The sequence below is a fragment of the Pseudomonas sp. ERMR1:02 genome (genome assembly GCF_002277815.1).
Classification (GTDB): Bacteria; Pseudomonadota; Gammaproteobacteria; order Pseudomonadales; family Pseudomonadaceae; genus Aquipseudomonas.
Map to the genome: position 1 here is coordinate 154,385 of NZ_NKJI01000006.1, position 19,973 is coordinate 174,357.

Consider the following 19,973-nt stretch of genomic DNA (forward strand, 5'->3'; position numbering starts at 1 on the left):
ACAATGCTAAGGTTCGACCCTAGCATTAGTATTTTCCAAGGAAGCCTTTATGCCGGACGCGACGTCCCTCAATGCTGGTTTTATGGTGGTTCACGGCAACCGCCTGGACGAGTTGCGCAGCCTGGTGGTTAGCTGGATGCGGCGTTACCCGCTGGCTCCCCTGGAGAATGAGATAGCTCTGGTGCAGAGCAACGGCATTGCACAATGGCTGAAACTGGCCCTGGCCGAAGACGCTGAAGATGATGACATGGGAGGCTGCGGAATCGCCGCTGCCATCGACGTGCAGTTGCCTGGTAGCTTCATGTGGCAGCTCTATCGCATGGTCTTGGGGCGTAACGAAATTCCAGTCAAGTCGTTGCTCGATAAAGCTCCTCTGACTTGGCGCCTGATGCGCCTGCTCCCACAATTGATCAATCAACCGCACTTCGAACCCCTTCAGCGTTTTCTTACCAATGACACCGATTTGCGCAAGCGCTATCAGTTAGCCGAGCGGTTGGCCGATTTGTTCGACCAATATCAGGTGTACCGGGCAGACTGGCTCGAAGACTGGGCGGAAGGTCGTCATCAGTTACGCAACGGCAGAGGCGAAGTTAAAGCGCTGCCCCCGGCCAATTGCTGGCAGGCTGAGTTATGGCGTGCATTGTTACTGGATGTCGGTGAAGAGGGCATGGCGCAGAGCCGTGCCGGCGTCCATCAGCGGTTTATCGAACGCATCAACAGCCTCGATGCAGCACCCGAGGGACTACCCTCCCGAGTGATTGTTTTCGGGATTTCCTCTCTGCCTGCTCAAGCCTTGGAAGCCTTGGCCGGGTTGGCTCGATTCAGTCAGGTGTTGCTGTGCGTACATAACCCCTGTCGTCACCACTGGGCGGACATCGTCGCCGATAAGGACCTGTTGCGGCATCAATATAAACGCCAGGCACGCAAGAGCGGCACACCGGTTGTCCTTGATCCACAAACCCTGCATCAGCATGCCCACCCTTTACTTGCGGCATGGGGCAAGCAGGGGCGCGACTACATCAATCTGCTCGATAGCTACGACGATCCGAACAGCTATCGCTCAGCGTTTCGCGACGGTCGCATCGATTTGTTCAGCGACAGCTTGCCACTGAACACGCTCAATCAGTTGCAGGATGACATCCTTGAATTGCGTCCATTGAACGAGACTCGTGAACGCTGGCCAGCCGTAGATCTGAAGAAGGATGAGTCGATCCGTTTTCACATCGCTCACAGCGCCCAACGCGAAGTCGAGATCCTTCACGATCAGTTGCTCGCGCGTTTCAGCGCCGATCAACACCTGCGTCCGCGCGATGTGATTGTGATGGTCCCGGACATCGACAGCTATGCGCCGCATATTCGCGCAGTGTTTGGTCAACTCGATCGTCACGACCCGCGCTTCATCCCCTTCACGCTTGCCGACCAAGGGCAGCGCGGTCGCGATCCGTTACTGATCGCGGTCGAGCATCTGCTCAAGCTGCCTGACAGTCGTTTCCCTGTCAGCGAGATCCTCGATTTGCTGGACGTCCCGGCGTTACGCGCGCGCTTCGGCGTAGAGGAGCGCGACCTGCCAACCCTGCATCGCTGGATCGAAGGCGCAGGCATCCGCTGGGGTATGAATGCCGAGCAACGTGCGGGTCTCGGTTTGCCGCAGGCACTGGAGCAAAACAGTTGGCGTTTTGGTCTGCGACGCATGTTGCTTGGTTATGCCGTTGGCAGTGCCAGTGCCTGTGGCGGTATCGAACCCTACGACGAGATAGGTGGTCTGGATGCCGCGCTCATAGGCCCGCTGGTTGCTTTGCTGGATGCGTTGGAAATTGCCCATCAGGAGCTCACGCAGCCGGCATCGCCCCAACAATGGAGCGTGCGCTTGCAGGCATTGGTGTCGTTGTTCTTCCAGGCCAGTAACGAGCATGACGACTTCTTGTTGACTCAACTGGAAGAGTTGCGGGAAACCTGGCTCGAGAATTGTGAATCGGTAGGTTTGCAAGACGAATTGCCGCTGACCGTAGTCCGTGAAGCCTGGCTCGCCGGGCTCGATCAGGGGCGTTTGTCCCAACGCTTTCTCGCTGGGGCGGTGAACTTCTGCACCTTGATGCCAATGCGAGCCATCCCCTTCAAGCTGGTGTGCTTGCTGGGAATGAACGATGGTGACTACCCGCGAGCGCAACCGCCGCTGGACTTCGACCTCATGGGCAGTGACTACCGCCCGGGCGATCGATCGCGACGAGAAGATGACCGCTACTTGCTGCTGGAGGCTCTGCTCTCGGCGCGTGATCAGCTCTATATAAGCTGGGTCGGCCGCAGCATTCGCGACAACAGTGAACGACCTGCGTCGGTACTGATCGGCCAGCTCCGTGATCATCTGGCCAGTGGCTGGCGATTGAGCGATGCCGACGAAGACTTGCTTGAAGCCATCACTCAGGAACACCCGCTACAACCCTTCAGCGCCCGTTACTTCCATGAAGGCGATGACCTTTTCAGCTTCGCCAATGAGTGGCAGGTGCTTCATCAGGTTACAGAACAAGCGGCTGATATCCGAATCCTTGATCCCCACGTTCAGGAAGAACCGTTGAGTCTCGGTCAACTCCAGGATTTCCTGCGCAACCCGGTGCGGCACTTCTTCAGTCAGCGTTTGAAGGTGTTTTTCGAGGCTGCCGAAATGCCTTTGGCGGATGAGGAGCCCTTCGTACTCGACGCGTTGCAACGCTACAGCCTCAGCGACAGTTTGCTTGAAGCCGCACTGAATGAGTTGGATGACAGCGCCAAGGCGCTCGAGACGCAGGCCCGGCGCCTGCAAAACAGTGGGCTGCTACCCCTGGCAGGATTCGGCGAATGCCTTCAGCGCGAACTGATCGAGCCGTTGCCGGATCTGCTGCAGCGCTATCAGCAGCTTCCGGCTCTGTGGCCAACGCCACTGACCAGTGCGCTACCGGTAAATCTGGAGTTGCATGACCTGCGTCTTGAAGGCTGGCTCAGTGGCCTGCATCAACGTGCTGATGGTGGTTTGCTGTCCATCACCACAATCCCTAACAGCATCGGTTCGATCAAGTCGCGCAAATGGCATCGCCTGACGCGACCCTGGGTCAATCATCTGGTCGCTTGCGCCAGCAGTCTGACGATGACAACGGCTTTGGTGGCCAGTGACGACAGTCTGTTGCTCGCTCCAATGGAGGCGGATACAGCTCGACGGATTCTGGGTGACCTGTTGCTGGCCTGGCAATCGGGCATGCGCCAACCCCTGCCGATCGCGGTCAAGACTGCCTTCGCCTGGTTGGGTCAAACCGACGCAGTCAAAGCAGAAGCCGCTGCTCGCAAGGCGTATGAAGGCGATGGCTTGACCACTGACGGTGAGCGACGCGAAAGCGTGGCGCTGGCTCGCCAATTTGCCGATTACGATGCTTTGCTCGCCGACGAGACATTCGTCGATTGGTGCAACGCTCTGTACCGACCATTACTTGAAGCCCCCTGGCGTTCGATGTCCAGCGAGGAGGCGCGCCCATGACCAGCAAAACACCTTTGGCTCTGGCGTTTCCGCTGCGCGGCAGTCAACTGATCGAAGCCAGCGCCGGGACCGGCAAGACCTTCACCATTTCGGCACTCTACCTGCGACTGGTCCTCGGCCATGGCGGGGAAACCAGTGGCTTCGGGCGCGAGTTGTTGCCTCCGCAAATCCTTGTGGTGACCTTTACCGATGCCGCCACCAAAGAGCTACGCGAACGTATTCGCACCCGTCTGGCTGAAGCCGCCCGTTTTTTCCGCGATGAAACTCCCGCACCTGACGGCCTGATCGCCGAACTGCGTGAACAGTACTTGCCCGAGCAGTGGGCCGGCTGCGCTAACCGTCTGGACATCGCCGCCCAATGGATGGACGAAGCGGCCGTTTCCACGATCCACAGTTGGTGCCAGCGCATGTTGCGCGAACACGCCTTCGACAGTGGCAGCCTGTTTACCCAAACCCTGGAAACCGATCACAGCGATTTGCTCGGTGAAGTCCTGCGCGACTACTGGCGGTTGTTTTGCTATCCGATGCAGGGCGATGCGCTGAACTGGGTGCGTAACAATTGGGGTGGGCCGGCGGCATTGTTGCCGCGCGTTCGCGGACTGTTCGCCAGCGAACGGGACAACGTTGAAGGTAAAGAGCCTGTCGAGCTGATCACGGAATGTTTGCAGGAACGGCGGGCTGTGTTATTGGAACTCAAGATGCCCTGGCGTCAGTGGGCGGATGAGTTGCTCGCCATCTGTCATGAGGGTGTCGCCAGCAAGAGTGTCGACGGTCGCAAGATGCAGGCGCGTTACTTCGAGCCCTGGTTCGAGAAAATCAAAGCCTGGGCCGAGGACGAAGCCCTTGAGCAACTGGACATCGGAACCGGCTTCACGCGCCTGACCCCCGACGGCATGGCTGAAGCCTGGAAGCAGGGCGAAGTCCCCAATCATCCGGGCCTGGGCGCAATGCCCGGCCTGAAAGCCTGTCTTGACGGCTTGCCGACGCCCGATGCTGCTGTTCTGCAACACGCCGCCCGTTGGGTGGGTGCACGCTTCGAGGAAGAAAAGCGTCGCCGTGCGGAAATGGGTTTCGATGACATGCTGTTACGCCTCGATGCGGCCTTGCAAGCCGATGGCGGCGAACGCCTGGCAACCTTGATCCGCGAGCAATTTCCGATAGCGCTGATCGATGAATTCCAGGATACCGACCCGGTGCAGTACCGGATCTTCGAGACCATCTACCGCATCGAGGATAACAATCCTGAAAGCGGCCTGTTCCTGATCGGTGATCCGAAACAGGCGATCTATGCCTTCCGCGGTGCCGACATCTACACCTACCTTCGCGCCCGACAGGCTACCGCTGGACGTCTGCACACCCTTGGCACCAACTTCCGTTCGAGTCATGGCATGGTCGGTGCCGTAAACCATGTCTTTAACCGCGCCGAGACTCGCGAAACTGGACGCGGTGCCTTCCTGTTCCGTGAAAGCAATGGCAATAACCCGGTACCGTTTTCGTCCGTCGAGTCCCAGGGCCGCAAAGAAGTTCTGCACATCGAAAATCAGGTCGTGCCCGCGCTGAACATCTGGCATTTGTCTGCCGAGCAGCCCTTGTCCGGTGCTGTGTATCGACAACAACTTGCCGCCGCTTGTGCCGGTGAAATCACCGCATTGCTCAACGGTGGGCAACAAGGCCATGCAGGGTTCGTGCAGGACGGCAAGGACTTCAGAGGCCTGCTACCTGCGGATATCGCGATCCTGGTTCGCGATGGCAAGGAAGCACAGGCCGTGCGTGCCGAGCTCTCTGCTCGCGGTGTGCGTAGCGTTTATCTGTCGGACAAGGATTCGGTGTTCGCCGCCCAGGAAGCTCACGATGTGCTGACCTGGCTCAAAGCCTGCGCCGAGCCGGATGTCGAGCGACCACTGCGGGCAGCATTGGCCTGCATCACGCTGAACCTGTCGTTGGCAGAGCTGGAGCGGCTCAATCAGGACGAACTGGCCTGGGAAGCACGGGTCATGCAGTTCCGCAGATATCGCGAGATCTGGCGCAAGCAGGGCGTGTTACCCATGTTGCGATGCTTGCTGCATGACTTCCAGCTGCCCCAGACATTGATTGCACGTAGCGATGGCGAGCGGGTGTTGACCAACCTTTTGCACCTGTGCGAGTTGCTGCAACAGGCGGCTGCCGAACTGGATGGCGAGCAGGCCCTGATCCGCCATTTGTCCGAGCATCTGGCGCTGTCCGGCCAGGCCGGCGAAGAGCAGATTTTGCGCCTGGAGAGTGATGAACAACTGGTCAAGGTCGTGACCATTCACAAGTCAAAAGGATTGGAGTATCCGTTGGTGTTCTTGCCGTTCATTTGCTCGGCGAAACCGGTGGATGGCAGCCGGTTGCCGTTGCATTACCACGACGCCACGGGCAAGGCCCAAGTGACCTTGAACCCGACCGCCGAGTTGATTGCCCTGGCCGATGATGAGCGATTGGCGGAAGACTTGCGCTTGCTCTATGTGGCGCTGACCCGCGCGCAGCATGCCTGTTGGCTGGGTGTGACGGACCTCAAGCGCGGCAATACCAACAGCTCGGTGTTGCACCTGTCGGCGCTGGGTTATCTGCTGGGCGGCGGCGCTGCCTTGACCGAATCGCCGGGTTTGAAGCGTTGGCTTGAAGACTTGCAGCAGGATTGCCCAGCACTGGGTTACAGCAAAATGCCTGAAGCCACCGCTGAGCATTACCATCCGCCGCAGAACGAAGCGGCGTTGCGCGCGCCGTTGATTCCGAAACGCAAGGCCAGCGAAAACTGGTGGATCGCTTCATACAGCGCCTTGCGCCTGAGCGACATTCTGAGCATTGGCAGTGATGAGGCGCCGGAAAGTCCGCAGGCCCAGAAACTCTTCGACGACGAACGTCTCGATCCGCAGGCACCTCGGGAAATGGCCGCTGGCGGCGCCGATATCCATCGATTCCCCCGTGGCCCGAATCCGGGCACCTTTCTCCATGGCTTGCTTGAGTGGTCCGGCGATGAAGGCTTTACCACCACGCCGCAAGCCGTGGAAGACGCCATCGCCCGTCGCTGCAATCGCCGTGGCTGGGAAGGCTGGATCACCACGCTGAGTGACTGGCTGCAGCATCTGCTCAAATCACCGATGCCTGTGGGGACGGGCAAGCGCCGGTGATTCTCGAGCGGCTGACCCAATACCAGGTCGAAATGGAGTTCTGGTTCGCCAGCCATAAGGTCGATGTGCTCAAGCTCGATGCGCTGGTGCGTCAACATACGCACAACGGCGTGGCCCGGGTGGCCGCCGAGCCGGTATTGCTCAACGGCATGTTCAAGGGTTTTATCGACCTGACGTTCGAACACAACGGCCGCTACTACGTCGCTGACTACAAATCCAACTGGCTCGGCGTTGATGATTCGGCCTACACCGAGCATGCCATGGAGCAGTCGATCCTCGACAACCGATACGACCTGCAATACGTGTTGTACCTCCTGGCCTTGCATCGCCAACTCAAGGCCCGGCTGGCCGATTACGACTACGACCGGCATGTCGGTGGTGCGTTGTATCTGTTCCTGCGAGGCACGCGCGCGCCCAGCCAGGGTGTGTATTTTGCCCGTCCGCCCAGAGAGCTGATCGAGCGACTGGACCGACTGTTTCAGGGTAAAGCAGAACCGAAGGCCGAACCGGCATGGGAACAGGGAGTATTGCTATGAGCCGCACCTTCGCCGATTTGCTGCCCACCTCGCTGGTAGCCGACAGCCTGGCGGATCTCGCTCCATTGAGCAGCGCTGACGATTTGCTGCTGTTGCTTACGCGCTGGGTCGAACGTGGCTGGCTGCGTGCGCTGGACAAAGCCTTCGTTGCTTTCCTTCACGAACTGGCACCGGACGATGACCCATTGGTGTTGCTGGCGGCGGCGTTGACCAGTCATCAACTGGGCCACGGGCATGTTTGCCTGGATCTGTTCGAGACGTTGAAAGAACCAGACTTCGCCCTGTCGCTGCCTCCGGAAGGCGATCTGCACAGTGGCGCGATGTTGCTGCCATCACAGTTGCTGGAAGCCTTGGACGGCGCCCATTGGTGCAAGGTGCTGGCTGCCGGCAGCCTGGTCGCATTGGCGGCCGACGGGCGTGAAGCGGTGCAGCAGCGGCCATTGGTGTTGTCGGGCAAACGCCTGTACTTGCGCCGCTACTGGGCGTACGAGCGGCGTATCGACAACTCGCTGCGTCGACGTCTGGCAGACCATGAAGTCACGCCAAGTGACTTGCCACAGCGCCTGAGCGGTTTGTTCGGTGCGGCCAGGCCCGGTGAAGTCATTGACTGGCAGAAACTCGCCTGTGCCCTCGCGACCCGCGGTGCTTTCAGTATCGTCACCGGTGGTCCGGGCACCGGCAAAACCACCACAGTCGTGCGCTTGTTGGCCCTGCTGCAGGCGCCAGCGGTGGAAGCTGGCAAGCCGCTGCGCATTCGTCTGGCCGCACCGACCGGCAAAGCTGCGGCGCGGTTGACCGAATCCATCAGCCAGCAAGTTCGTACGCTGAAAGTCACAGAAGACATACGCAACAAAATCCCGTCGGATGTCACCACCGTTCACCGCCTGCTCGGCAGCCGTCCCGGCACGCGACATTTCCGTCACCATGCGGGCAATCGCTTGCCGCTGGATGTGCTGGTGGTGGACGAAGCCTCGATGATTGACCTGGAAATGATGGCCAACTTGCTTGATGCGCTGCCGCCCCATGCTCGTCTGGTGTTGCTTGGAGACAAGGACCAGTTGGCATCGGTAGAGGCCGGTGCGGTACTTGGCGATTTGTGTCGCGACGCCGAGGCCGGCTGGTACAGCCCGCAGACACGTCAGTGGCTGGAGTCGGTCAGTGGCGAAAGCCTGGAGACCAGTGGCTTGCAGGAAGACACCCAGGGCACTCATCCACTGGCCCAGCAAGTGGTGATGCTGCGCCACTCGCGACGGTTCGGCGAAGGCAGTGGAATTGGCCAGTTGGCCCGTTGGGTCAACCAGCAGCAGCCCGAAGAAGCGCGCAAGTTGCTGTCGACTCGAAGCCACGACGATGTGTTTTGCCTGTCCCTCAAGAGTGAACAGGATCGGGCGCTGGAGCGTTTGCTGCTTGAGGGGCATGGCGAGGGGCCGCAGGGCTATCGGCATTATTTGGCACTGCTGCGCACTCAACGACCAGCGCTCGACACTCCACTGGATGATGCGCGCTGGATGGATTGGGCTCGACAAGTCTTGCAGGCCTTCGATGCCTTCCAGTTGTTGTGCGCGGTCCGCAAAGGGCCGTGGGGTGTCGAGGGGCTGAACCAGCGAGTGACCGAAGCGTTGCTCAAGGCCCGGCTGATCGACAGCGATCAGCAGTGGTATGAAGGCCGGCCAGTCCTGATGACGCGCAATGATTACGGCCTGGGCTTGATGAACGGCGATATCGGCATCGCGCTCAAACTTCCCGAGCGTGATGGACCTGAAGCCGGCAAGCAGGTGCTTCGCGTGGCATTCCCGCGCAATGACGGGCAGGGCGGGGTGCGATTCGTTCTACCGAGCAGGCTCAATGATGTCGAAACCGTTTACGCCATGACAGTGCATAAATCCCAGGGGTCGGAATTTGCCCATACCGCGCTGATCCTGCCCGATGCCCTGAATCCGGTGCTGACCAAGGAACTGATCTATACCGGGATTACCCGGGCCAAGGACTGGTTCACCTTGATCGAACCGCGTACCGGCGTATTTGAAGAGGCAGTGAGGCGCAAGGTCAAACGCTTGAGCGGGTTGATGCTGGAATTGAAAGAGGGCGTGGATACGTCGGATTGACGGTCGCGATCGTGGTGAACGCCGATTAATCGGCGAACAGCATTTCGCGACTTGCGCCCATCAACAAACCTTGATTCTGCTCAGTCACGCTGCGGATGTAATCCCACAACAGGGTGATCCGCTTGAGCTTGCGCAGGTCCTCGCGGCAGTACATCCAGAACTGCCGGGTGATATTGATCTCCTCCGGCAACACCGGCAGCAAACGTGGGTCCTGCGCCGCGAGGAAGCAGGGCAGGATTGCCAGCGATCGCCCTTGCTGCGCCGCCACGAACTGCGCGATCACGCTGGTACTGCGCAAGTTGGCGCTGGCGCCGGGCAATACGTTGGCCAGGTACAGTAGCTCCGAGCTGAACGCCAGGTCGTCGACATAACTGATGAATGAATGTTTAGCCAGATCTGCCGGGCGGCGGATGGCCGGGTGTTTGTCCAGGTAATCCTGGGTCGCGTACAACTGGAGACGGTAGTCCGTCAGCTTGCAGCAAACGTAGGGGCCATGCTCCGGGCGTTCCAGGGCGATGACGATGTCCGCTTCGCGCTTGGACAGGCTGATGAAGTGCGGCAGTGGCAGGATGTCCACCGAGATTGCCGGATAAGCGTCGACGAAGTGGCTTAGCTGCGGGGTGATGAAGAAGCTGCCGAAACCTTCGGTGCAGCCCATGCGCACATGACCGGACAGCGCCACGCCGGAGCCCGAAACCTGCTCGCAGGCCATGTGTAGCGTGCTTTCGATCGACTCGGCATAACCCAGCAGGCGCTGGCCTTCAGCGGTCAGGACAAAGCCGCTGGTCCGGGATTTCTCGAACAATAGCGTGCCCAATGACGCTTCCAGCGAGCTGATACGTCGCGACACGGTGGTGTAGTCGACCGCCAGGCGCTTGGCGGCGGTGCTGGCCTTGCGGGTTCGGGCCACCTCGAGGAAAAACTTGAGGTCATCCCAGTTCAACGAGCCTAACGACGTGATGTTTTTTTGCATGTTGGACCGGCTTTTATGTGCGTTCTTATCAGAAGTTTGCACATCTATACTCCAAAAACAGCCCGACAACCAATTCGCGGCACACGTCTCAACTCAAGGCGACTTTCTCGCCTTGGCTCCCCCGATAGCTCTCTGAATAAGAACAACGTCCAGGAGACCCACCATGAACGCATCGCTTACGCCTAACGAAACGACCGTGCAAAAGGTCAAGCTGTTGATCAACGGCGAGTGGGTCGAGTCCAAGACCACCGAATGGCACGACATCGTCAACCCGGCGACCCAGCAAGTGCTGGCCAAAGTGCCATTCGCGACCGCTGAAGAAGTCGACGCGGCGATCAGCGCAGCCCATCGCGCCTTCCAGACCTGGAAGCTGACCCCGATCGGCGCGCGGATGCGCATCATGCTCAAGCTCCAGGCGCTGATTCGCGAACACTCCAAGCGTATCGCCGCAGTCCTGAGCGCCGAGCAGGGCAAAACCATTGCCGACGCTGAAGGTGACATTTTCCGTGGCCTGGAAGTGGTCGAGCACGCTTGCTCCATCGGCTCCCTGCAAATGGGCGAGTTCGCTGAAAACGTCGCAGGCGGTGTCGACACCTACACCCTGCGTCAGCCTATCGGCGTATGCGCCGGCATCACGCCATTCAACTTCCCGGCGATGATTCCGCTGTGGATGTTCCCGATGGCCATCGCCTGCGGCAACACCTTCGTACTCAAACCGTCCGAACAGGACCCGATGTCGACCATGCTGTTGGTGGAACTGGCTATCGAAGCCGGTATCCCGGCCGGTGTACTGAACGTCGTGCACGGCGGCAAGGACGTGGTGGACGGGCTTTGCACCCACAAAGACATCAAGGCTGTTTCCTTCGTCGGCTCGACCGCAGTCGGAACTCACGTCTACGACCTGGCTGGCAAACACGGTAAACGCGTGCAGTCGATGATGGGCGCGAAAAACCACGCAGTGGTGCTGCCCGATGCCAATCGCGAGCAAGCGCTGAATGCACTAGTGGGCGCCGGTTTCGGCGCGGCCGGGCAGCGCTGCATGGCCACGTCTGTGGTGGTGCTGGTGGGTGCGGCCAAGCAATGGCTGCCAGATATGAAGGCGCTGGCGCAGAAGCTTAAGGTCAATGCCGGCAGTGAGCCAGGTACTGATGTCGGTCCGGTCATTTCGAAAAAGGCCAAGGCGCGGATTCTCGAACTGATCGAGAGCGGCATCAAGGAAGGCGCCAAGCTGGAACTGGACGGTCGCGAGATCACGGTTCCCGGTTACGAGAAGGGCAACTTTGTCGGCCCGACCTTGTTCTCCGGCGTGACCACCGACATGCAGATCTACACCCAGGAAATCTTCGGCCCTGTGCTGGTGGTGCTGGAAGTCGCCACTCTTGATGAGGCGATTGCCCTGGTCAACGCCAACCCGTTCGGCAACGGCACAGGCCTGTTCACCCAGAGCGGTGCGGCGGCGCGTAAATTCCAGACCGAAATCGACGTCGGCCAGGTCGGTATCAACATCCCGATTCCGGTGCCGGTGCCGTTCTTCAGCTTCACCGGTTCCCGCGGTTCGAAACTCGGCGACCTCGGCCCGTATGGCAAGCAAGTGGTGCAGTTCTACACTCAGACCAAGACTGTCACCAGTCGCTGGTTCGATGATGACAGCGTCAATGACGGCGTAAACACCACCATCAACTTGCGTTAAGGAGCCGGGTATGAAAATCGCTTTTATCGGTCTCGGCAACATGGGCGCGCCGATGGCGCGCAACCTGATCAAGGCCGGTCACTCGCTGAATCTGGTCGACTTGAACAAAACCGTGCTGGCAGAGCTGGAGCAACTGGGCGGCAGCATCAGTGCCTCGGCCCGTGAAGCGGCACAGGGCGCGGAACTGGTGATCACCATGCTGCCGGCTGCTGTGCATGTGCGCAGCGTCTGGCTCGGTGAAGACGGCGTGCTCGCCGGTATCGGTAAAGGTGTGCCGGCAGTGGATTGCAGCACCATCGATCCGCAAACCGCCCGTGACGTTGCCGCCGCTGCGGCCAAACAGGGTGTGGCCATGGCCGATGCACCGGTTTCCGGCGGCACTGGCGGTGCGACGGCCGGGACACTGACCTTCATGGTTGGCGCCACGGCGGAACTGTTCGCCACCCTGCAACCGGTGCTGGCGCAGATGGGCCGCAATATCGTGCATTGCGGCGAAGTCGGCACCGGGCAAATCGCCAAGATCTGCAACAACCTGCTGCTGGGGATTTCCATGGTCGGCGTCAGCGAAGCCATGGCGCTGGGCGATGCCCTGGGCATCGACACCAAGGTGCTGGCTGGCATCATCAACAGCTCGACCGGGCGTTGCTGGAGTTCGGAGATGTACAACCCGTGGCCCGGCATCGTCGAAACGGCGCCGGCCTCGCGCGGTTATACCGGTGGTTTCGGTGCCGAATTGATGCTCAAGGATCTGGGACTGGCCACTGAAGCGGCGCGACAGGCGCACCAACCGGTAGTACTCGGCGCGGTGGCCCAGCAGTTGTATCAGGCGATGAGCCTGCGCGGGGAAGGGGGCAACGACTTCTCTGCGATCATCAACAGCTACCGCAAACCGCAATAAAACCTGTAGGAGCGAGCCTGCTCGCGATGGTCGTAAACGATAACGCGGGGAGTCTGTTTCCCGCGTTGCTTTCGAGTTTTTCGCGAGCGAGCTCGCTCCTACAGGAGTGGCACATACGCATCGACATTTACCGGGAAATCACATCAGGTGATCTCCCGGTTTTTTTGTATCAGGCAAAAACGAAATACTTGCGCACGGTTTCCACTACTTCCCAGGTGCCTTTCATCCCAGGCTCGATGACGAAAATGTCACCGGCACGCAGGTGAATCGGCTCCTTTCCTTCTGGCGTGATGATGCAGTACCCCTCGCGGAAATCGCAGTATTCCCACTTCACATATTCCACATACCACTTGCCCGGTGTGCAGATCCAGGTGCCCATGATCTTGCTGCCGTCTTCGCTGGTGTAGGCGTTGAGGTTGACGGTGTGCGGGTCGCCTTCGAGTTTTTCCCATTTGCAGGCGTCGAGTACAGGCAGCGGATGGGTGTCGCGAAGAACGGTAATCGGTGCGGTCATGATGACTCCGGGCGTTGGGGGAGAGCTGAAGACGCACCCTATCGGGCTTGGCCCGGTATCAGTTGTCTGTGCTCGACACTGAGGTATCCATAAACGCAGTAGCCACGGCCTGCTCGCGCAAGGCGGGTGGATAAAATCGGCCGCCATCCTCGTTGAAATTTCCTGTTGATAAACTCGCGTTTGCTGGCAGTTTTTGCGAAAGCGTCAGGTGTTGTTAGATGATTTTGCAAGAATCTTCACGGGCATCGCTCGTATCATTCATCTCGGAAAAGTCCGAGAACGTTGCAATGAATAAAACAATGTCGTGGTGGGACATCAGCCCGCCCTTGAGTGCCGCCACACCGACCTGGCCGGGGGATACGCCGTTCCAGGAAGAACGCGTCTGGACTTTCGGGCCCGAGTGCCCGGTGAATGTCGGGCGCATCACTTTGTCACCTCACACGGGTGCCCACGTTGATGCACCGCTGCATTACAGCGCTGATGGCATGGCCATTGGTGATGTGTCGCTGGATATCTACATCGGGCCTTGTCGTGTCTTGCATTGCCTGGACAGCGGTCGGCTGGTGCAGCCGGAGCAACTGGCAGGCCGATTGGCAAACCTGCCCGAGCGCGTTCTGCTACGCACCTATCGTCAAGCGCCACTCAGTACCTGGGACCCCGACTTTACAGCGGTCGCCAAAGAAACCGTCGACCTGCTGGCCAGTCTTGGCGTGCGCTTGATCGGCATCGACACGCCATCGCTGGACCCGCAACAATCCAAGACCATGGATTCACACAACGCGGTGGCCCGTCACGGCATGGCCATCCTTGAAGGCATCGTTCTGGATGAAGTCCCGGAAGGGGATTATGAGTTGATCGCGCTGCCGCTGCGCTTTGCCCATCTCGACGCTAGCCCAGTGAGGGCTATTTTACGACCACTGACTTTGCCGCAACGCGAGGAGATTGCCCAATGAGCCAATGCCCTTACTCATCCGCCAACGCTACAGAAGAATGGCATAACGCTGAACTGAATTTTTCCGATTCCATGAGTTACGGCGACTACCTGGACCTGGGGCGCATTCTCAGTGCCCAGCACCCCTTGTCACCGGACCACAACGAGATGCTGTTCATCATTCAGCACCAGACGTCCGAGCTGTGGATGAAGCTGATGTTGCACGAGCTCAAGGCCGCCCGCGAACATGTGCGCCTCGGTGAATTGCCGCCGGCTTTCAAGATGCTGGCGCGAGTCTCGCGCATCTTTGATCAGCTGGTGCATGCCTGGACAGTGCTGGCCACCATGACGCCCACCGAGTACCACTCGATACGGCCATTTCTGGGGCAATCATCGGGTTTCCAGTCTTTTCAGTACCGGGAAATCGAGTTCATTCTGGGCAACAAAAGCGCAACCCTGCTGCGGCCCCACGCCCATCGCCCGGAGCTGCTGCAGGAGCTAGAGAAGTCGCTGGCAACCCCTTCGCTGTATGACGAATCGATTCGCTTGCTCGCCAATGCCGGCCTGAAGATTGACCCGCAACGCTTCGAACGTGACCCGGCCCGCCCGACTGAGCATGACAGCTCGGTCGAAGCCGCCTGGCGTGAGGTCTACACCGACCCGTCGCGGTATTGGGACCTTTATCAACTGGCGGAAAAATTCATCGACCTCGAAGACTCGTTCCGCCAATGGCGCTTCCGGCATGTCACCACGGTAGAGCGGATCATCGGCTTTCAACCGGGAACCGGTGGCACTGATGGGGTAGGTTATCTGCGCAAAATGCTCGATACCGTGCTGTTCCCCGAGTTATGGCGGCTACGTTCGACGCTCTGAAAACGCACATGAAAACGCCCCGGCATTCATTGAATGCCGGGGCGTTTTTTTTGCGTGGTTATTGCGCCACGGGCAAGTCGCGATGCTTTGCGATACGCATCCGATAGAACAGGTAGATGACCGATATCCACACCGGAATGGCAAATACCGAGGCGCGTATCCCCGGAATCATCCACATGACGATGATGATCATGGCCATGAACGCCAGGCACAGATAGTTGCTGAAGGGAAACCAGAACGACTTGAAGCCCGGCACGATGCCGCGTTGGCCCATGGCCTTGCGAAACTTGATATGGGTCAAGCTGATCATCGCCCAGTTGATCATCAGCGAGGCGACCACCAGTGCGAACAGCAGCTCAAGCGCTTCATGCGGGGCCAGGTAGTTGACCAGCACAGACAACATCGTGATCAACGCCGAGACGCCCAGTGCCAGCAAGGGCACACCCTGTTTGTTCAGCTGCATCAGTGCCTTGGGTGCATCGCCTTGTTCGGCCAGACCGTAGAGCATGCGGCTGTTGCAGTAGACGCCGCTGTTGTAGACCGACAGCGCGGCGGTGAGCACCACGAAATTGAGGATTTGCGCCGCGGTGTCGCTGCCGATCAAGGCGAAAATCTGCACGAACGGGCTGCCGCTGTAGGCATCGCCGGAAGCGCCCAGTGTCTGCAACAGTTGGTCCCAGGGGTACAGCGACAGCAGCACGGTGAGTGCGCCGACGTAGAAAATCAACACCCGGTAAACCACCTGGTTGATGGCCTTGGGAATGACCTTCCTCGGCTCGCTGGCTTCAGCGGCCGTGATGCCGACCAGTTCCAGGCCGCCGAAGGAGAACATGATAAACGCCATCGCCATCAGCAGACCGCTGTAGCCGTTGGGGAAGAACCCGCCGTGGTCCCACAGGTTGCTCACCGATGCTTGCGGGCCGCCAGTGCCGCTGACCAGCATGTAGCAACCCAGGGCAATCATGCCAATGATCGCCACGACCTTGATGATCGCGAACCAGAACTCCATCTCGCCAAAGACTTTGACGTTCAGTGTGTTGATCAGGTTGACCAGCACGAAGAACACCGCCGCGCTGACCCAGGTCGGTACTTCCGGCCACCAGAACTGCACGTACTTGCCGACGGCTGTCAGCTCGGCCATGCCCACCAGCACATACAGCACCCAGTAGTTCCAGCCCGACAGGAAACCGGCAAAGCCGCCCCAGTAATTGTGGGCAAAATGACTGAAGGAGCCGGCGACCGGTTCCTCGACAATCATCTCGCCCAACTGGCGCATGATCAGGAAGGCAATGAAACCGGCGATTGCGTAGCCGAGGATCATCGAAGGTCCGGCAGACTTGAGCACCCCGGCCGACCCCAAAAACAACCCTGTACCAATCGCGCCACCCAAGGCGATGAGTTGAATATGCCTGTTTTTCAACCCCCGCTTGAGTGTTCCCTGTTGCAAGATTTCGTCCGCCATGGCGTTCCCTTTTGATTGTTGTTGTCAGGCCTGAATTGAGGGGTCAGATATTACTCTCAGTGAACTTTTCGTAATACAGGTGCACGTTCTCCAGTGTTTGGTCCTGCAACCAGCTCTTGATCGATTCGACCATCGGCGGTGGCCCGCAGACGTACATATCGGCCTCGCCATCGCGCAGTTCACTGGTATTGAAGTGCTCGGCTATGTAGCCGCGTTTTCCCGTCCATTGCGGCGACGGATCGCTGACCACTTCGGTGTAGCGAAAGTCCGGGATGCGTTCGGCATAGGCGTCGATGCGGTCGCGTTCGCACAGGTCGGCAGCGTCCCGCACGCCGTAATACAAATGCACCGGTTGCCCGCAGCCGCGTTCGGCCAGTTCGTCGAGCATCCCCAGTAATGCCGAAAGTCCGGTACCGCCCGCCACCAGAATCAGCGGTTTGGCAACATGGCGCAGATAGAAGGCGCCCAACGGTGCTTCCAATACGATTTCGTCGCCGACCTGACAGCGTTCACGGATGTAGTTGCTCATGACCCCGTCGGGCAGCAGGCGAATCAGGAACTGCAACTGATTGCTGCTGCTCGGCCGGTTGGCGAACGAGTAGGAACGCATGCTTTGCGTACCGGGAATCAGCAGTCGTGCGTATTGCCCCGGCAGGTAATCCAGAGCTTGGGTTGCAGTGCCGAGGTCCAGATGCAAAATCGCCGTGCTGGCCGAAATCTGCCGCACATCAGTGACCGTCGCACTGAGTCGGTCAGGGCCGCTGGCGTTGCACAGACTGGAGGCGAAGTCGAAATAAAACGCCGCGTCCGACTTCACCCGGGTTTGGCAGGTGAGCATTTTGCGCTGCTGCAGGTCCAGGCTGGAGAGGGCTTCCTCATCGACATAGTCCTGACTGTAGTCGCCGGATTCGCAGCGCCCCTGGCAGGTTCCGCAGACACCTTCGCGGCAATCCAGGGGAATATTGATGCCGTTGCGTAGGGCGGCGTCGAGCAGGATTTCGTTAGGTTTTACGGGAAAGAACAGCGTTTTGCCGTCGGCAAAGCTGAACGCTACTTTGTGATTCATGCCTCGGTCTCCATGGATTCAGAGGTGGTAAAAGTCGAGTACCGAGTTGATGGTGTCGTTGAGCAGCAACACATGCTTGCGGCTGATCAGCCAGCTGTCAGCGTGGGGCTTGAGTCGATAAGTCGCGCGGCCATAAAACTGCTCGGAGGTGGCCAGGCGATAGAACAGCGTGTGCCAGTTCAGGCGCACCTCCAGTTCTCCGTTTTCGAGTTCGCCGATGCGCACGTTGTTGATCAAGTGCAAGGTGCGCGGCATCGGGGTCGAGGACGCAGATTTGCCCGTGCGCAGGCGGAACACGCGGTCCTCCAGGCCTGAACGATTGGGGTAATAGATCAGCGACATTTCGCGTTTGGGGTCACGGGTGTAAACGTGCTCGGAGTCCCATTGCGGCAGATGGAACTCACTTTGCTCGTCGAACAGCTTGATATAGGCGTCCCAATCCTGGGCGTCGCACAGTTCGGATTTGCGATAGAAAAACTGTTCGATCTGGTACTGCAATTGCGCATTCATCATTGCACCTCACGCAGTTTCAGGGATTTCGCATCCAGGCCATCGAGCAGGAATTTCTGCCAGTTGCTGTGCTGGTTGACGTAAAGCCCTTCGTGGGTGAACTCAGTGCCGGTCATGGCCGGGACAATACCGATCGACTCGCTGTTTGGCGTGGCGCCGGTGGCCCATTGATGACTGCCGCGGGAAATATCGCTCCAGCGTTCCAGGCGCGCCTGAAAACCACGCTGGGCCTCACGGAATTCCACCAGGTCATCCGGTGTGCCCAGGCCCGAAACGTTGAAGAAATCCTCGAACTGGCGAATGCGGTTTTCGCGGTCGGCATCCGATTCGTTTTTAACGCCCAGACACTGGCTGATGATCTCGGTCTTGTTCCACGCCACCGGGCGGATGATGCGCAGTTGCGAGCTGATCTGATCGAGGAAAAACAGGCTTGGGTAGATGTTCAGATTGCGCAAGCGATGCATCATCCATTCGGCCTTTTCCTGACCGTGTTCTTCGACCAGTCGCGGCATGATCGTCGCATAGCCAGAGCGTACCGTCGGGTTCGGCATGTCACTGAACAGCAGGCTGTGGCCGTTGTTGAAGGCAAACCAGCCGTCATCAGTATTGGCATCGCCTGCCCCCAGTTTGCTGTAGTCGAGGGTGCTGCCGCTGCTGGTACCGTTCTCGCTGTTGACTTGCTGGCGATGCTGCACCGTGGCCACGTAGTTATAGTGAACGGTGCTGACGTGGTAGCCGTCGAGGCCGTTTTCGTTTTGCAGTTTCCAGTTGCCGTCGTAGGTGTACGCCGACTTGCCTGGCAGCACTTCCAGCTCACCGGTAGGCGACTGGGCGACCATCATGTCGAAGAACACTTTGGCGTCACCGAGGAAGTCTTCCAGGCTGTTGTCCGCGTGAACGTCCAGACTGATGAACACGAAACCCTTGTAGCTCTGGATACGGGCTTTCTTCAGGCCACGGGTGGCTTTGTCGAAACCTTCCGGGTACTCGCCTGGCGCCTTGACCTTGACCAGGCGACCGTCGCTCTTGTAGCACCAGGCATGGAACGGGCAAGTGAAGGTCGACTGATTGCCTTTGCCGACACGGGTCAGGGTGGTGCCGCGATGCTGGCAGGCGTTGATCAGCGCGTTGAGCTGACCGTCGCCGTCGCGGGTGATGATCATCGGCTGACGGCCGGCGCGCATGGTCACGAAGTCGTGGTTATTGGCCAGCTCGCTTTCATGGCAGGCGTAGATCCAGTTCTTCTCGAAGATCAGTTCCATCTCCAGATCGAACAACTGCGGCTCGGTGAAAATGTCCCGGGCGATCCGGAACACGCCCTCTACCGGACGGAAATCCAGACAGCCTTGGATAAACGCTTTCCACTGCTCGACGTTTTTTTCGCCACTCATGGGTGTGTACCTGTTTTTATTAGGGCTAATCGGTGTGCCCATTAGAGGGAGTGGGGCGGGTGGGGGTCTATCCGGTTTGTCGGCGAAGGCAGTCCAGAAAATTCGTGGGGTAACACCCTCCAGGTATCAAGCTGGGCAGCGGCTACTCAAACTGCGCACCAAACGATGAACGGCTGCACCTGTTTGCAGCAATCAGGTACTGTTTTGTGAGGCATCGAGTGCTGTTTGACAGCGTTTGCATGCCTCTGGCCGGCTGCGTTATCCACTTAGTCGAGGATTGTTATCCACTAAGTTGGCGCTGGCTTCTTGTGGCTTGGAACTTGCCTTTTTCAAGTCGGAGACGCGCCGTCAGAGCGCGCCAGAAAAATAG

Annotated in this window: 12 protein-coding genes and 1 pseudogene; 7 read left to right on the plus strand and 6 right to left on the minus strand. The window is 59.0% G+C overall.

The features are described from left to right. Positions 1-49: 49 nt before the first annotated feature. From recC to recD, 3 genes and pseudogenes are all read left to right on the plus strand, one after another. Positions 50-3,502 (plus strand): exodeoxyribonuclease V subunit gamma, encoded by a 3,453-nt coding sequence (gene recC, locus CES87_RS13520; RefSeq protein ID WP_128606494.1) that lies wholly within the window; start codon positions 50-52, stop codon positions 3,500-3,502. Continuing rightward, positions 3,499-7,190: pseudogene (gene recB / locus CES87_RS13525) on the plus strand (exodeoxyribonuclease V subunit beta). Before recC ends, recB begins: the two are co-directional and overlap by 4 nt. Further along, the gene (gene recD, locus CES87_RS13530; protein ID WP_128606495.1) at positions 7,187-9,295 is read left to right on the plus strand and encodes an exodeoxyribonuclease V subunit alpha; all 2,109 of its coding nucleotides are present in this window, start codon (positions 7,187-7,189) and stop codon (positions 9,293-9,295) included. Before recB ends, recD begins: the two are co-directional and overlap by 4 nt. 25 nt (positions 9,296-9,320) lie before the next feature. Here the strand turns inward: recD and CES87_RS13535 are convergent, their stop codons facing one another. After that, positions 9,321-10,268, minus strand: coding sequence for a LysR family transcriptional regulator (locus tag CES87_RS13535; RefSeq protein WP_128606496.1), 948 nt, complete (start codon positions 10,266-10,268; stop codon positions 9,321-9,323). Positions 10,269-10,431: 163 nt separating this feature from the next. Here CES87_RS13535 and CES87_RS13540 point away from each other — a divergent pair, with 163 nt between their 5' ends. Both CES87_RS13540 and mmsB read left to right on the plus strand, forming a co-directional pair. After that, on the plus strand, positions 10,432-11,958 hold the full coding sequence (locus CES87_RS13540; RefSeq protein WP_128606497.1) for a CoA-acylating methylmalonate-semialdehyde dehydrogenase: 1,527 nt from the start codon (positions 10,432-10,434) through the stop codon (positions 11,956-11,958). A gap of 10 nt (positions 11,959-11,968) precedes the next feature. Beyond that, positions 11,969-12,856 carry a 3-hydroxyisobutyrate dehydrogenase gene (mmsB, locus tag CES87_RS13545; protein WP_128606498.1) on the plus strand — a complete coding sequence of 296 codons (888 nt, stop codon included), beginning with the start codon at positions 11,969-11,971 and terminating at the stop codon, positions 12,854-12,856. A gap of 169 nt (positions 12,857-13,025) precedes the next feature. On the opposite strand, the gene CES87_RS13555 is transcribed toward mmsB, so the two are convergent. Continuing rightward, the gene (locus CES87_RS13555) at positions 13,026-13,370 is read right to left on the minus strand and encodes a cupin domain-containing protein (RefSeq protein ID WP_007946320.1); all 345 of its coding nucleotides are present in this window, start codon (positions 13,368-13,370) and stop codon (positions 13,026-13,028) included. 287 nt (positions 13,371-13,657) lie between these two features. Here CES87_RS13555 and kynB point away from each other — a divergent pair, with 287 nt between their 5' ends. Beyond that, on the plus strand, positions 13,658-14,323 hold the full coding sequence (gene kynB / locus CES87_RS13560; protein ID WP_128606500.1) for an arylformamidase: 666 nt from the start codon (positions 13,658-13,660) through the stop codon (positions 14,321-14,323). Next, positions 14,320-15,174 (plus strand): tryptophan 2,3-dioxygenase, encoded by an 855-nt coding sequence (kynA, locus tag CES87_RS13565; RefSeq protein ID WP_128606501.1) that lies wholly within the window; start codon positions 14,320-14,322, stop codon positions 15,172-15,174. The genes kynB and kynA overlap by 4 nt, the downstream gene beginning before the upstream one ends. Positions 15,175-15,232: 58 nt before the next feature. On the opposite strand, the gene CES87_RS13570 is transcribed toward kynA, so the two are convergent. From CES87_RS13570 to antA, 4 genes are read right to left on the minus strand one after another with little or no spacing between them, the layout of a single operon-like run. Continuing rightward, complete coding sequence (locus CES87_RS13570) at positions 15,233-16,636, minus strand: amino acid permease (protein WP_128606502.1); 1,404 nt, start codon at positions 16,634-16,636, stop codon at positions 15,233-15,235. Between the two features lie 43 nt (positions 16,637-16,679). Further along, entirely contained in the window at positions 16,680-17,702 is a 1,023-nt protein-coding gene (gene antC, locus CES87_RS13575; RefSeq protein WP_128606503.1) for an anthranilate 1,2-dioxygenase electron transfer component AntC, read from the minus strand. Between the two features lie 18 nt (positions 17,703-17,720). Then, a complete protein-coding gene (gene antB, locus CES87_RS13580; protein WP_128606504.1) occupies positions 17,721-18,212 on the minus strand; it encodes an anthranilate 1,2-dioxygenase small subunit in 492 nt (163 codons plus the stop codon). Beyond that, complete coding sequence (antA, locus tag CES87_RS13585) at positions 18,212-19,603, minus strand: anthranilate 1,2-dioxygenase large subunit (RefSeq protein ID WP_128606505.1); 1,392 nt, start codon at positions 19,601-19,603, stop codon at positions 18,212-18,214. Before antA ends, antB begins: the two co-directional genes overlap by 1 nt. Positions 19,604-19,973: the final 370 nt, after the last annotated feature.

Excerpts from the sequence above, each read along its gene's own strand:
- recC (WP_128606494.1), top strand. The coding sequence starts at position 50 with ATGCCGGACGCGACGTCCCTCAATGCTGGTTTTATGGTGGTTCACGGC.
- recD (WP_128606495.1), top strand. The coding sequence starts at position 7,187 with ATGAGCCGCACCTTCGCCGATTTGCTGCCCACCTCGCTGGTAGCCGAC.
- CES87_RS13535 (WP_128606496.1), bottom strand. The coding sequence starts at position 10,268 with ATGCAAAAAAACATCACGTCGTTAGGCTCGTTGAACTGGGATGACCTC.
- CES87_RS13540 (WP_128606497.1), top strand. The coding sequence starts at position 10,432 with ATGAACGCATCGCTTACGCCTAACGAAACGACCGTGCAAAAGGTCAAG.
- mmsB (WP_128606498.1), top strand. The coding sequence starts at position 11,969 with ATGAAAATCGCTTTTATCGGTCTCGGCAACATGGGCGCGCCGATGGCG.
- CES87_RS13555 (WP_007946320.1), bottom strand. The coding sequence starts at position 13,370 with ATGACCGCACCGATTACCGTTCTTCGCGACACCCATCCGCTGCCTGTA.
- kynB (WP_128606500.1), top strand. The coding sequence starts at position 13,658 with ATGAATAAAACAATGTCGTGGTGGGACATCAGCCCGCCCTTGAGTGCC.
- kynA (WP_128606501.1), top strand. The coding sequence starts at position 14,320 with ATGAGCCAATGCCCTTACTCATCCGCCAACGCTACAGAAGAATGGCAT.
- CES87_RS13570 (WP_128606502.1), bottom strand. The coding sequence starts at position 16,636 with ATGGCGGACGAAATCTTGCAACAGGGAACACTCAAGCGGGGGTTGAAA.
- antC (WP_128606503.1), bottom strand. The coding sequence starts at position 17,702 with ATGAATCACAAAGTAGCGTTCAGCTTTGCCGACGGCAAAACGCTGTTC.
- antB (WP_128606504.1), bottom strand. The coding sequence starts at position 18,212 with ATGAATGCGCAATTGCAGTACCAGATCGAACAGTTTTTCTATCGCAAA.
- antA (WP_128606505.1), bottom strand. The coding sequence starts at position 19,603 with ATGAGTGGCGAAAAAAACGTCGAGCAGTGGAAAGCGTTTATCCAAGGC.